The sequence below is a fragment of the Amycolatopsis sp. SB7-3 genome (genome assembly GCF_041021335.1).
Classification (GTDB): Bacteria; Actinomycetota; Actinomycetes; order Mycobacteriales; family Pseudonocardiaceae; genus Amycolatopsis; species Amycolatopsis japonica.
On sequence record NZ_JBFPJQ010000002.1, the window covers coordinates 690,513 to 703,881 of the forward strand.

General features: G+C 66.4%; 14 protein-coding genes. 6 read left to right on the plus strand and 8 right to left on the minus strand.

Annotation, left to right across the window (positions count from 1 at the left end; translation table 11 throughout):
• Nucleotides 1-184: 184 nt before the first annotated feature.
• Genes AB8M46_RS21390 through AB8M46_RS21400 form a run of 3 tightly spaced genes read left to right on the plus strand, consistent with a single transcriptional unit; the run spans nt 185 to nt 2,556 of the window.
• Nucleotides 185-1,195 carry a hypothetical protein gene (locus AB8M46_RS21390; RefSeq protein WP_394361318.1) on the plus strand — a complete coding sequence of 337 codons (1,011 nt, stop codon included), beginning with the start codon at nt 185-187 and terminating at the stop codon, nt 1,193-1,195.
• Nucleotides 1,196-1,207: 12 nt separating this feature from the next.
• Nucleotides 1,208-2,104, plus strand: a complete 897-nt coding sequence (locus tag AB8M46_RS21395) for a hypothetical protein (RefSeq protein ID WP_394361319.1) — start codon at nt 1,208-1,210, stop codon at nt 2,102-2,104.
• Entirely contained in the window at nt 2,101-2,556 is a 456-nt protein-coding gene (locus AB8M46_RS21400; RefSeq protein ID WP_037338611.1) for an ester cyclase, read from the plus strand. Before AB8M46_RS21395 ends, AB8M46_RS21400 begins: the two co-directional genes overlap by 4 nt.
• Before the next feature lie 15 nt (nt 2,557-2,571).
• On the opposite strand, the gene AB8M46_RS21405 is transcribed toward AB8M46_RS21400, so the two are convergent.
• Nucleotides 2,572-3,324, minus strand: a complete 753-nt coding sequence (locus AB8M46_RS21405) for a ZIP family metal transporter (protein WP_378421655.1) — start codon at nt 3,322-3,324, stop codon at nt 2,572-2,574.
• A gap of 102 nt (nt 3,325-3,426) precedes the next feature.
• On the opposite strand from AB8M46_RS21405, the gene AB8M46_RS21410 reads away from it, so the two are divergent.
• Complete coding sequence (locus AB8M46_RS21410; RefSeq protein ID WP_378421657.1) at nt 3,427-3,945, plus strand: DUF4383 domain-containing protein; 519 nt, start codon at nt 3,427-3,429, stop codon at nt 3,943-3,945.
• Between the two features lie 54 nt (nt 3,946-3,999).
• Here the strand turns inward: AB8M46_RS21410 and katG are convergent, their stop codons facing one another.
• Nucleotides 4,000-6,234: a catalase/peroxidase HPI gene (gene katG, locus AB8M46_RS21415; protein ID WP_394361320.1), complete on the minus strand. Its 2,235-nt coding sequence runs from the start codon at nt 6,232-6,234 to the stop codon at nt 4,000-4,002.
• A gap of 32 nt (nt 6,235-6,266) precedes the next feature.
• The gene (locus AB8M46_RS21420; protein WP_394361321.1) at nt 6,267-6,716 is read right to left on the minus strand and encodes a Fur family transcriptional regulator; all 450 of its coding nucleotides are present in this window, start codon (nt 6,714-6,716) and stop codon (nt 6,267-6,269) included.
• A gap of 560 nt (nt 6,717-7,276) precedes the next feature.
• Between AB8M46_RS21420 and cmk the strand changes: the two genes are divergently transcribed.
• Nucleotides 7,277-7,951: a (d)CMP kinase gene (cmk, locus tag AB8M46_RS21425; RefSeq protein ID WP_394361322.1), complete on the plus strand. Its 675-nt coding sequence runs from the start codon at nt 7,277-7,279 to the stop codon at nt 7,949-7,951.
• 102 nt (nt 7,952-8,053) lie between these two features.
• Nucleotides 8,054-8,479, plus strand: a complete 426-nt coding sequence (locus AB8M46_RS21430) for an HIT family protein (RefSeq protein ID WP_255355333.1) — start codon at nt 8,054-8,056, stop codon at nt 8,477-8,479.
• On the opposite strand, the gene AB8M46_RS21435 is transcribed toward AB8M46_RS21430, so the two are convergent.
• The 5 genes from AB8M46_RS21435 to hpaB all read right to left on the minus strand — a co-directional run bounded on the left by AB8M46_RS21435 (nt 8,441) and on the right by hpaB (nt 13,359).
• Nucleotides 8,441-9,106, minus strand: a complete 666-nt coding sequence (locus tag AB8M46_RS21435) for a class I SAM-dependent methyltransferase (RefSeq protein ID WP_394361323.1) — start codon at nt 9,104-9,106, stop codon at nt 8,441-8,443. The genes AB8M46_RS21430 and AB8M46_RS21435 overlap by 39 nt on opposite strands.
• On the minus strand, nt 9,097-9,864 hold the full coding sequence (locus AB8M46_RS21440; RefSeq protein ID WP_394361324.1) for a hypothetical protein: 768 nt from the start codon (nt 9,862-9,864) through the stop codon (nt 9,097-9,099). Before AB8M46_RS21440 ends, AB8M46_RS21435 begins: the two co-directional genes overlap by 10 nt.
• Nucleotides 9,861-10,916, minus strand: coding sequence for a thiamine-phosphate kinase (thiL, locus tag AB8M46_RS21445; protein ID WP_394361326.1), 1,056 nt, complete (start codon nt 10,914-10,916; stop codon nt 9,861-9,863). The genes AB8M46_RS21440 and thiL overlap by 4 nt, the downstream gene beginning before the upstream one ends.
• Entirely contained in the window at nt 10,909-11,610 is a 702-nt protein-coding gene (locus AB8M46_RS21450; RefSeq protein ID WP_125733737.1) for a hypothetical protein, read from the minus strand. Before AB8M46_RS21450 ends, thiL begins: the two co-directional genes overlap by 8 nt.
• 288 nt (nt 11,611-11,898) lie before the next feature.
• On the minus strand, nt 11,899-13,359 hold the full coding sequence (gene hpaB / locus AB8M46_RS21455; protein ID WP_125733736.1) for a 4-hydroxyphenylacetate 3-monooxygenase, oxygenase component: 1,461 nt from the start codon (nt 13,357-13,359) through the stop codon (nt 11,899-11,901).
• Between the last annotated feature and the right edge of the window lie 10 nt (nt 13,360-13,369).

Here is a 13,369-nt window from a genome sequence, read left to right on the forward strand (position 1 = left end):
CCTCCATTGGCTGGGTTTACAAAACCATAGGTGATGTACACCCAGTTTGACAAGAGGCCACCTTTTGTAAACCCAGCGTTGCTTCATTTCGTGAGAATCTGGCGATATCTTGTATTCGTAAGGAAACTTACTTAACTTGTGATGACCCGCCGCGACCCACTTCGTCCGCCTCGAAGGAGCGCGAATGCCCAGATCATCCCGCCGGATCCGACCCGCCGCCGTGGCCACCGTCGCCGCGACCCTGCTGGTCCTGCCCGCCACCACCGCCACCGCGTCCACGACGGCGAACAGCCCGTGGCCGGGCGGATCGGCCGTCACGAACGCCGACGGGTCGAACGTCCTCGGCGGCAACATGAGCGGCCTGTCGTTCGGCGGCCCGGACGTCCTCTGGGCGGTCAAGAACGGCCCCGGCACGCTGTACCGCCTCGTGCGCAACGGCTCGAAATGGCAGCCGGACACCGTCAACGGCTGGTCGTCGGGCAAGCAGTTGCGCTACCGCGGCGGCAAGGGCGACCCCGACGCCGAAGCCGTCGTGGCCACCCCGGACGGCGTGGTCGCGGCCACCGAACGCGACGGCGACAACAGCAAGACGAGCGCGCTCAAGGTGCTCCGGTACGACGTCTCCGGCACGGCCAAGACCCTCAGCGCCAAGGCCGAATGGGATCTGACGGCGGATCTCCCGAAGGTGTCGGCCAACGACGGTCTCGAAGCCGTCTCGTGGATCCCGGACAGCGCCCTCACCGCCAAGGGGTTCGTCGACCAGCGCACGAAGGCGCCGTACAACCCGGGCAGCTACCCCGGCCACGGGACCGGTCTCTACCTGGTCGGCCTCGAAAGCAACGGGATGATCTACGCCTACGCGCTGGACCAGGCCGGCGGGAAGTACACCCGGGTCGCGAGCTTCGCGAGCGGGCTCGACTCGATCATGGAACTCGAGTACGAGGCTTCCACCGGCAAGCTGTGGGCGGTCTGCGACGACAACTGCGGCGGCGACTCGGCGACGCTCGCCGTCGACGCGCAGGGCGCGTTCGCCGTCACGGCCACCTACGACCGTCCGAGCGGAATGCCGGACTACAACAACGAAGGCTTCGCGATTTCGGCCACGTGCGCCTCCGGGAGCAAGCAGGTGGTCTGGGCAGACGACGGCAACGAAAGCGGCCACGCGCTCCGCGCCGGCACCCTCTCCTGCGGCTGAATGGGGTGCTCCATGAAACTCGCCTCCCTCGCGATTCTTCCGGCTCTGGTCTTACCCCTGCTCCTCCCGTCCGTCGCGCTCGCGGGTGACGGCTGGGAATCCATCGGCACCGGCATGACCTCCGGCGCCAGCGGTATCGCCGTCCTCGACCGGGACGACGACCGGATCGACGCCCTTGTCCTGCGGGACAACAAGAAACCCGGCCAGAACCGGGCGGCCCGGGTCCGGCTCGATCGCGGCGAAGTGTCCAAGGTGGACTCGATCGACTGGCCGGGCGAGCTCCCGGTCGACCTGGAAGCGGCCGAAGCGGTGCCGGGAAAGACCGGCGAATTCATCGCTTTGGCCAGCGACGGCAAGGGCTTCCACTTCAAGCTGAAGGACCGGAACCTCAAGGTGCTCGGCACTTTCCAGGTACCGAAAGGCGATCCGGACGACAATTACGAGGGTTTCGCGCTGAAGAAGGTGAAGGACCGCTTGTTCGCGGTCTGGGCGGACCGCGGTCAGGACACCCGGCCCGCCACGCTCTACTCCGCGGAGTTCTCGGTCTCGAAGCTGTCCTTCAAGAAGCCGAAGTCGATCCCGTTCCGGGTCCCGTACCCGGCCGCGGACGTCCGGCACACGTCGGACGTCGAGATCACCGCGGACGACCGCGTCCTGGTCTCGGCGGCCTCCGACCCGGGTGACGAGGGACCGTTCGATTCGGCCGTCTACGCGGCAGGCGTGCTCCGCGCCGACGGTTCGATCGCGCTCTCCCCCGCTCCGGTGCGGATCGGCGACTTCCCCGGCCACAAGATCGAGGCCATGACCTGCCTTTCCCGCTCGTGCGACAGCCTGCTCTACGGCACCGACGACGAGGCCGCGGGCGGTAGGCTCCGGATCGCGACCAGGAACGACCCGGAGGACCAGTGATCAGCGAAGACCTGCGCGAGCGCCGCCACAAGATCATCGAAGAGCACATGGACACCGAGGTGGCCCACGAGTTCGACCGCACGCTGGGCACCTTCAACGGTCATCCGCACTACGAGATCATGGCGACCGGGCAGATCTTCGACGGCGACGAAGAGGTCATGGCGTACTACCGCATGACCCGGACGGCCTTTCCGGACCAGCGGCACGACAACGTCCGGTACCACTTCGCCGACGAGTCGGTCATCGTCGAGTTCGACCTGCTCGGCACCAACCTCGGCGAGTTCTACGGCCGTCCGCCGACCGGCAAGGCGTTCCGGGTGCCGATCATCGCCGTGTTCTTCTTCGACGGGGACCGGATCACCAACGAGCGCATCTACTTCGACGCCGCCAGCCTGATCACCCAGGCCGGGCACGCCGAACTGCTGACCCTGCTGGCGTCCGGCGACGTGTGAACCGACGGCGGCTGATCACCCGATGTGGGAGAGACCGAACGCGGTCAGGAAGCCCGCCACGGTGATCAGCCCCGTCCACAACCCCGCGTCGCCGAAGGCTTCGGGGATCATCGTGTCGGCGATCATGGCGAGGATCGCGCCGCCCGCGATCGCGGTGATCACCGCGAGAGTGGCACCGGAAGCTTCGCCGAGAACGCCGTAACCGAGCAACGCGGCCACGCCACTGATCACGGCGATGCCACCCCAGAGCGCGAAGACATAGCGCGGGCTCCGGCCCGCCCGCTTCATCCCGGCGGCGCTGGACAGCCCTTCCGGGACGTTGCTGATGAACACCGCGGCCACGGTCACGACGCTGACACTTCCGCCGCCGAGCAGGCTGGTGCCGATCACCATCGATTCGGGGATCCCGTCCAGCAGGGCGCCGAGCGCGATGGCGGTACCTGAGCCCGCCTGCTCGGCTTCGGACGGCTGCTGGTCACCCGAGCGTTTGCGATGACGGGCACCTCGCCGGGCGAGTCCGACGTTCGCGAGGGTGTAGATCACCGCGCCGCCGAGCGCACCGAGCGCGGTCGGCAGGAAACCGCCCTTTTCGTGCGCCTCGGCGATCAGCTCGAAGGAGACCGCGGAGATCAGCACACCGCTTCCGAAGGCCATGACGCCTGCGACAACCCTGCCCGGAATCCGGACCAGGAAACCGGCCACGGCCCCGAGCAGCAGCGCCGATCCGGCCAGGAGGCCCCAGCCTCCCGCCGCCAGCAGATCCGCCACACATTCCCCCTCGCTCGAAATCCGGACACCTCAGTCTGGACGACCAGGTGGCCGGACGCGCGCCGGAGGATTACGCCCAAGCGGCCCGGGTACCCGGCCGCCATGGAACGAGAAGACACGGCGCGCGATTCCCGCCCGGCGGAGCAACGCAAGAGCTTCAAGCGGGGTGACGCGCGGCGTCCGCCGCAGGTGGCGGCACTCGTCGTCGGCGCGGCGTTCCTGCTTGTCGGCGTCCTCGGTTTCATCCCGGGCATCACCACCGGCTACGACGGGCTGGAGTTCGCCGGACACCATTCCGGAGCCCGGTTGTTCGGCGTTTTCGCGGTGTCGATCCTGCACAACCTGGTGCACCTGCTGTTCGGCGTGGTGGGCGTGCTCGCCGCGCGCAAACGCGCCGCTTCCCGCGTCTTCCTCATGGTCGGCGGCGGTATCTACCTGCTCCTGTGGATCGTCGGCCTGGCGATCCCGCAGAGCAGCCCGGGAAACTTCCTCCCGTTCAACGTCGCCGACAACTGGCTGCATCTGGGCCTCGGCGTCGGCATGATGGCGCTCGGTGTCTTCACGACAGCGCTCGAACGCAAGGCGGGCGACTATCCGGAACCGGATCTACAGCACCAGTGAAAAGAGTCCGGGCCCGCCGCGGAAGCGACGGGCCCGAACTTTTTCAGACCTAGATCACGCCACGTCGTAGCGGTCGAGGTTCATGACCTTGTCCCACGCCGCCACGAAGTCGCGGACGAACTTCTCCTTGGCGTCGTCGCTGGCGTAGACCTCCGCCACCGCGCGAAGCTCGGAGTTCGACCCGAACACGAGGTCGGCCCGGGTACCGGTCCACTTGACCTCGCCGGTCGCCGAGTCGCGGCCTTCGAAGACCTCCGCGTCGGCGGACGTGGCCGTCCACTGCACGCCCATGTCGAGCAGGTTCACGAAGAAGTCGTTGGTCAGCGCCCCCGGCTTCTCGGTGAACACGCCGTGCTGCGACTGCTGGGCGTTGGCGCCGAGGACACGCAGACCGCCGACGAGCACGGTCATCTCGGGCGCGCTCAGGTTCAGCAGGTTCGCGCGGTCGATGAGCAGGTACTCCGTCGGGAGACGGTGGCCCTTGCCCCGGTAGTTGCGGAACCCGTCCACGGTCGGCTCCAGCGGCGCGAACGACTCGACGTCGGTCTGCTCCGCCGTCGCGTCGGTGCGGCCCGGCGTGAACGGCACGGTGACCTCGTGGCCCGCGTCCTTGGCGGCCTGCTCGACGGCGGCGACGCCGCCCAGCACGATCAGGTCGGCGAGCGAGACCTTCTTGCCGCCGGTCTGGGCGCCGTTGAACGCCTCCTGGACACCTTCGAGGGTCCGCAGCACCTGCGACAGCGTCTGCGGGTCGTTGACCTCCCAGTCACGCTGCGGCTCGAGGCGGATGCGGGCACCGTTCGCGCCACCGCGCTTGTCGCTGCCGCGGAAGGTCGAGGCCGACGCCCACGCGGTGGAGACCAGCTGCGAGACCGACAGGCCCGAAGCGAGCAGCTTCTCCTTGAGGGAGGCGATGTCCGCGTCGTCGATCAGCTCGTGGTCGACGGCGGGCACCGGGTCCTGCCAGATCAGCGTCTCCTGCGGCACCAGCGGGCCGAGGTAGCGCTGGATCGGGCCCATGTCGCGGTGGGTCAGCTTGAACCAGGCGCGGGCGAAGGCGTCCGCGAACTGGTCCGGGTTCTCGTAGAACCGGCGCGAGATCTGCTCGTAGACGGGGTCGAAACGCAGCGCCAGGTCGGTGGTGAGCATGCCGGGCGCGCGGTTGAGCTTGCCGTCCTCGGGGTCCGGCACGGTGTTCTTCGCCTTGCCGTCCTTCGGCGTCCACTGGTGGGCGCCCGCCGGGCTCTTGGTCAGCTCCCACTCGTACTCGAAGAGGTTGTGGAAGAACCAGTTGCTCCACTGAGTCGGGGTCGGCGTCCAGGTGACCTCCAGGCCACTGGTGATCGCGTCGCGTCCCTTGCCGCTGCCGAAGCTGTTCTTCCAGCCGAGGCCCTGCTCCTCGATGGAAGCGCCCTCGGGCTCGGGCCCGACGTACTTGTCCGGGTCGGCCGCGCCGTGGGTCTTGCCGAAGGTGTGGCCGCCGGCGATCAGCGCGACGGTCTCCTCGTCGTTCATCGCCATCCGGCCGAAGGTCTCGCGGATGTCGCGGGCCGCGGCCAGCGGGTCCGGGTTGCCGTTCGGGCCTTCCGGGTTCACGTAGATGAGACCCATCTGCACGGCGGCCAGCGGGCCTTCGAGCTGGCGGTCACCGCTGTAGCGCTCGTCGCCGAGCCACGTGCGCTCGGGACCCCAGTACACGTCCTCGTCCGGCTCCCAGACGTCGGCGCGGCCACCGGCGAAGCCGAAGGTCTTGAAGCCCATGGTCTCCAGCGCGCGGTTGCCGGTGAAGATCATCAGGTCGGCCCACGAGATCTTGCGGCCGTACTTCTTCTTGACCGGCCAGAGCAGGCGGCGGGCCTTGTCGAGGTTGCCGTTGTCCGGCCAGCTGTTGAGCGGGGCGAAGCGCTGCATGCCCGCGCCCGCGCCACCGCGGCCGTCCTCGATCCGGTAGGTGCCGGCGCTGTGCCACGCCATGCGGATCATGAAGCCGCCGTAGTGGCCGAAGTCCGAGGGCCACCAGTCCTGCGAAGTCGTGAGGACGGCGTCGACGTCCTTGGCGAGTTCATTGAGGTCGAGGGTCTTGAACTCGGCGGCGTAGTCGAACCCGGCGTCCATGGGGTCCGAGGCGGCGGAGTGCTTCCGGAGGATCTTCAGGTTGAGCTGGTTCGGCCACCAGTCACGGTTGCCCGCGCCTTCGGTGGGGTGGTTGCGGCGGCCCGACGAGACGGGGCAGCCGCCCGCGCTCTCTTCGTTCATTTCGCCGATGACGGCGTCCGGGCTGTCAGACACGGGAATCCTTCCGGGAATCAGAACTGCAGGGCTCAGGAACGGGGTTCGATCGCACAGTCGGGACACAGGCCCCAGTAGATGACCTCGGCCTCTTCGATCAGGAAGCCTTGGTCGTTCGACGCGGTCAAACAGGGTGCGGGGCCGACTGCGCAGTCGACGTCGGCGATGGCACCGCAGGTCCGGCACACGACGTGATGGTGGTTGTCCCCGACCCGGGACTCGTAGCGTGCCACGGACCCCGACGGCTGGATCCGCCGTACGAGACCCGCGGCGGTCAGTGCCCGCAACACGTCGTAAATGGCCTGGTGAGAGACCTCGCCGAGCTCCGCACGCACGGCACCGATGATCGAGTCGGTGTCGGCGTGAGGATGGTCGCGTACCGCTGTCAGCACGGCCACCCTGGGACGCGTCACGCGCAGGGAGGCCCCGCGCAGCATCCGCTCGAACTCCGGGATCGTGGGCACGGCCGCAGTCTGGCCCATTTTCTGGAATGAATCAAGTTCGCAGGATCCCGGGCGTGTCTCGACCCCGCACAGTCGCGCCTGGCGCCGGACCTCGCGTGCCTGGGGCCGGAGGGGCGGTCACCCTTGACGACGCCGTCGCCGTGGCCTTCGTTACAGATCCCGTCACGAATTTCACTCTTCGACGAACAACCGGGACGAAAACGCGTTGCGAAGCGTCTCGCGATATCCCCGAACTGGTCTGGACCGCACGCTTACCCGAAGGTGCGAAATCCGGATGAAACTTGCACCCACGAAAGGGAATCTCCACCACCACAGCAGGTTTTCCGCGTACTCCAAACACAAACCGGTGCCCCCGCGATACCCTGGTCGAGTGAGAGGCCGCGCCGGAGCGTTGCCGAACGCGGCCGCGCTCACCTCCCTCCGAGTGACACAAACCCTTGCCAGGGAATGATTTTCGAAGTCTCCGCAGCTACAGGGCCACTCGCACGGCCGTCCACGGCACGCTTCCCCCGTGGTAGCGTCTGCGCCCTGTTCCCCACAGTCCGGCTTCACCCATCGTGCACCAGCAAGGGAAAACCATGCCCGAACAAGGTCTCGGCACCGTCGTGGCGGTGGACGGCCCGGCGGCGGCGGGCAAGACCACCACCTGTCTGGCGCTGTCGAAATCGTTCGATCTACGCTATCTCGAAAGCGGAAGGACTTATCGCATCATCGCTTTCGAGGCCCTGCAACGTCGCATTCCCGTCGAAAACGCCACGAAAGTCACCGGACTCTGCGACGAATTGATCACGGCGAGCCGTTCCGAGAGCCTGCTGACCTCCGACCGCTACGCCCAGGACAAACTGCGTGCGACCCGGGTCAACGTGGCCGTTTCCGCCGTCGCCAAAATCGCCGAGGTCCGCCAGCGGGTGACCAGCCTCATCAGGCTTTGGGCCGGCGCACAGCCACGATGCGTCATCGAAGGCCGGGACATCGGCACCACCATCTTTCCGGCCGCGACCGTGAAGTTCTACTTGACCGCCAAACCCGAAGTGCGGGCGATGCGGCGAGTACGGCAAGAGCGGGCGGCGTCCTACGAACACGTTCTCGACGACGTGATCCGCCGCGACGAGGCCGATATGTCCCGGACGACGTCGCCGTTGGTCCCCGCCGAGGACGCCATCAGAATCGACACCACCGAGCTCACCGTCGAGCAGGTACTACGGCTGATGACTTCGGCGTGTCGGAACAGAGGCTTAGAGATCAACCGTTAGTGCGAGTACGCTTCTGCTTTGTCTGCGACGAAGCTAAGTTGACCATGGGTATGACTTCAGGTGATCGATCAATGACGAGGAGTATCGGTTATGAGACCGGCGATGGCGAAGGAAAACGAAGCCGAACCGGCGAACACCGATTGCCTCTTTTGTCATTTCGATGACACCTCGGTGAATGACGTACTGTTCACCGGAAACGAGATCTATGTGCGGTGGGACAACTTCCCGGCCGCCAAGGGGCATGTCGAGGTCGTCCCGAAAAGACACGTGGAGTCCTACTTCTCGCTCACGGCGAGCGAGCACGCCGAAGTCTACGCGCTGATCAAGCGGGCATGGCGCCGGATCCAGGACCAGTTCCAGCCGGACGGCTACACCATCGGCGTGAACGAAGGGCAAGCGGCGGGCCGGACGATCGACCACCTGCACATCCACCTGATCCCACGGTACGAGGGCGATGTGGCGGATCCGCGGGGCGGTATCCGTCATGTACTACCGGGGACCAATCCCGACGAATGGCTCGGCCGATAGCCCTTTCCTCGCCTCCACCACGAACCAGCTGCCGCGTCCGCTCGGCCACACCTGGGCCGAGACGAACCCGACGGCGGCCAATTCCTCCGTCACGGCTTCGGGGCTGCGCAACGAAAACCACCTCGGGGACGGCATTCGGACGCTTCGCGCCCATCCTTCGCCGTTCCCTTCCTTGAGGCTGATCGCCGTGACACCGCCGGGCGCGAGCACGCGATGGATTTCGGAGAAGACGTGCGGATGCGTCGCACTCGGCAAATGCACGACGCTGGCACAAGCCCAGACGCCGTCGAACACTCCGGCTGCCAGCGGCAAGGCCATGAGATCGCAGAGCACCGTGCCGGCCACCGCACAACGACATCGGGTGTACCGGAGCAACTCCTCGCTGAGGTCGGCCGCCACCACGCTCGCGCCGCGTCCTATCAGGTATTCGGCGTCCCGGCCCCCACCGCAGCCGAGGTCCAGCACCGAGCTTCCGGGCAGGGCATCGAAGAAGCGGTCCAGTTCTTGGTCGAGGCCGGGAAACAGGTCGAGCGTGCCGGTGGACCGGACGTACACCTCGGCACACTCGTCGTAGGCTCGTCGAGTACTCGACACCAAGCCGCGCAGGTTCGTGTCGTTCAGGTGCATTCGAAATCCTCGCGACCGATGGCCATCCCGAGATTGGTCATCTCCTCCAGCAGTTCCCTCCGGTCGAGCACCTCGAAGCCGCGGCCGGCGTCGACGCTCACGCAGCCGACGAACTTGTTGCGCCCGCTTCTGATCGGCGTGACGAACAGCGCGGTCCGATGCTTGAGAGCCTGGAACGCCTCCCACGTCAGGTTCATCACCGATTCCGCACCGAAGCGTGCCACGTGGTCGTCGAACTTCGCCTCGTCGGTGAGGCGGGCCGCCAACGGTGCGACGTCGAATGTCACTTCACGATCGCGCTGCCAGCAAAGTCCCACCGCGCCGATGCCCCGCACCGGCGCGAAACTCCGCGTCGCCGGAAAGGATGACATCCGATAGGAGGAAAGTCGTTTCAGCACACCGTGGATCGGATGCCTCAGCGTGCGCGTCTTCCGCCACACGTGGAGTGCCAGGTCGCCGGTGTCGAGTGGAGGATCGATCTTCGCGCTGATCTCGAGCAATCTGCCGAACGTGGACAACACGCGCCTGCGCATCATGACGTTCCGGTCCACGAAAGCCCGTCGTTGCCAGCTCTCGAACGGTGCGAACGCCCCGAAAATCCCGGCTGTGACGAGAGCGACCAGCAGCAGGTACGAGCGGTCGTTCAGAAGGTCGCCCCAGAAGGCCTTCGTCGGTACGTTGTACGCCTTGCCTGCCAGAAAGAGCGTCGCCGACAGCAGAATCGCCTTGTCCGCGAACTTGGCCGCCTTCCGGCTCATGCCTTTCCGTCACGCTGGTGCCGCCACGCCTCGCCCGGCAGGTCCGCCCGTTCGCCGTCGTATCCGGTCAAGACGACCTCGGGCCGCTCGGTGACGACACCGATCCGGTGGAAACTCACCGCTTCGGCGAGGTCGTCCACCCTGGCGGACGGCACGGTGAAGACGAGTTCGAAGTCGACCGAGTCGCCCATGACCAGGCTCAACGGCTCCACGCCCACGTGTGCGGCCACCGCGGCCACCGCCTTGGGCACGGGGACGGACCGCTCGTCGACGTCGATCCCGACCCCGCTCGACTCGGCGATGCTCAGCAAAGCGGCCTTCAGCCCGTCCGAGGTGTCCAGACAGCTCGTGACCATCCCGCTGGCGCCGAGCGCGAGTCCCTCGTCCACTCTGGCCACCGGACGCTTCCATGCGGAAAGCAGCGACGGCACCAGGCTGTCGATGACCAGGTCCGGGACACCGGAACGCAGGTACGCCATCGCCGCTCCGGCGGGTCCGGTCGGCGCCGTGAGGCAGACGACGTCGCCGGGTTTCGCGCCGGATCGCAGCAGCGCCCGGCCCGCCGGGCACACCCCCAGCGCCGACGCCGAGAGGATCAGGCGTTCCGCGCCGCCGATGTCGCCACCCACGTTGAGACAGCCGAACGCGGCACACGCGTCCCGGATGCCGCGCATGACGAGACCGAACAACGCGTCGTCCATTTCGGCCGGATACCGCACGACGGAAAGCAGCCCGATCGGCTTCGCGCCCATCGCCGCGACGTCGCTCAGATTCGCGGCGACCAGGTAGTACCCCAGGTCGTATTCGTCCAGATGCCCCATCTCGTAGAGCCTGAACTTGGGGCCGCGGACGTAATCGGTCCCCACCACGAGGTCGTGCTGCCCGGCCAGCCGGAACACCGCGCAGTCGTCTTGGGCGTCGGCACCCGCGGTCAGTTCCACCCGGCCGCCGTCCGGGGACGAAACCGGGACGAACTCGCGCGCCTGCCCGGCGAACAACGGCACGATCGTCGTGGCCAGTCTCGTCGGTTCGTCCGAGAATTTCTCACTCACCACAGGACAGCTCCAGATCGTCGCCACGAAGTTTCCCAGGCCAGTAATCCACCATTCGCAGGGTCTCGCGAAGATCCCTTTTCCGCATCACCACCGCGTAGTCCCATTCCGGATCCTCGATCGCCAGTACGGCACCGACGATCGAGCGGAGATACTGCCTTTTCTGCGCGCCGGTCGGCAGGTATACCCGGACTTTCTCCCGGTACACGCGAAGAAAATAGGCGGAAGACGGCCACGGGGCGAGCGCGAGTTCCCCAAGTGAATCCAGATCCCGATGGAACAGGCCGTCTCCGATCAGGAGATCGTCCACGGCGTCGCCGTCGACGGGGAGAAAGTGCAGATGCGCGTGCGTGATGCACGCGTGGCTCTCCTGTCCGGCGCTCGACCCGTGTTCGAGGATCAGCGGCTCGCCGAAGGTCTCGCGGTACAGCGGCATGAAATCGTCGACGAGGCCGCACACCTCGTCCTGGTGACGGGAAAGCACCTGCGCGAACGACAAGTGATGGTTCGACGGCAGGAGCAGGAGATGTCCGAGTACGAGCGGCGACATATCGGCCAGCAGCGTCAAGTTTTCTGTTGAATGTATTAGCCGGGACGGTGGGTCGCCCTCGTAGAAACGGGCGAAGGAGGTGTCATCCGAACCCGAAAGCTCTTCGCAGAAGTCCGCGCCCGCGCACTGCATGGTTTCGATCATGTCTCCCCCGCCGCCTCGCTTCGTCCTGGCCTTCGCCGAGCAGAGCACCTGGATTTTTGCGCACGGTCATGGCGGACTTGAATGGTCGATGCGGAGATTAACTCGAACGTCGTAACCGGCTCACGGATTCGTGATGACGGGAATTTGGACAAAAGCAGGACACATCATGGTCGATACATACTCGTCCGCCGCACGACGTGAAAAAGCGTCCGTCACCCAATGGATGACGGACGCTTTCCGACTGTCGCTATCCGTTCGAATTCACGGCGATTTCGGCGAAATCCGCACTCACCGGCCTTCGCGTGCCAAGAGTTCCCGGACCCGTTCCTGCAGTGCTTCCCTCGGGTACGCGTTCACCTGCGCTCCGGCCATCCGCACCGGGTCGCCGAAGAAGAAGTACTCGTACAGCGATTCCCGTCCGGCGAAGCTCGAGACCGACGCGTCGAAGGCCAGCTTGAACAGCCGCGCGCGGTCCTTGGCGGGCAGGGTGGCCGACTGGAGGTAGGTGTCGATGTCGGGGCGACCCTCCGCCTCGAAGTCCGCCTCGCCCGGCAGCGCCATGAGGCCGGACGCGGAGAATTTGCGGATGATCTCGGTCAGCCGCGGCGAGACCTTCGTGGGGTACCAGTTCCGGGCGGCGTTCAGGACTTCCCATTTGGGCAGGAAGACGCCGTCCTCGCTGAGCTTCCCGTCGGCCTCCGCCGCACGCAGCACGGCCTTCTCGATCTCGACGTAGGAGATCAGCTCCGAGAGGTCCTGCTGGATGTGCTGGAAGCCGCCGATGCCGATCGCGGCGGCGATCTCACTGGCGAGTCCGAGGTAGAACTCCGTCTTGGCCAGCGTGCGCGTGACGACCTGGTGGGTCATGAGCGCGCCGGCGCCGGTCTCGGAGTACCAGGCGTTGCACAGTTCCGGATGCCCCAGCAGGAAGACCCGCTCGTTCGGGACGAAGACGTCGTCGAACACCACGACCGCGTCCATCTCCTCGAACCGGGAGGCCAGCGGTTCATCGAAGGTCGAGCGGCCGTGGTCGAGCCCGGCGCGGCAGAAGTACTTCAGCCCTGGCGCGTCGTTCGGGACGGCGAAAGCGTAGGAATACGGGGCGTCCTCGGGGGTTCCGCGCAGGACGGTCGAGGGGAAGACCAGGAGTTCGTCGGCGATCGGCGCGATCGTGGCGAGCATCCGGGCACCGCGGACGACGATGCCGTCCTCCCGTTCCTCCACCACCTTCGCCGACAAGTTCCCGCCACCCTGCTGGCTGCCCGAAACCGATCGGTTGACCTGCGGCGGGATCAAGGTGTGCGTCGCGAGCAAGTCGTTCTCGCGCGCCATCTCGTAGTACTTCTCGATGCGCTCGCCGTAGACGGGATCGGCCTGCGAGAAGAACTTCTTCGCCGTCGAGAGGGCGGTGAGCGACGAGTTCATGTAGTCGCCGGTGCGACCCAGGAAACCGTTGGAGTATTCGGCCCATACGGAGAAGGCGGCACGGCGGCGCTTGAGGTCTTCCTCGCTGCGCGGCACCAGGAACGACATGCCGACCCGCTCCCCCGTGGTCGGCGATTCGTAGGTCAGGACGTCACGGTGCGCCGGATCGTGCTGGAGGTCGAACAGCTTCGCGTAGGTCAGCGCGTTGTTGCGGAACGCCGGATGCTCGGCGACCTTGGCGGTCACCTTCTCGCCGTCGACGTACAGCTCCGGCGTCATCGCGTTGAGCTTGTCGAGGTACTGCTGTCCGGTACGGGCTCCCATGTCGTGCTCC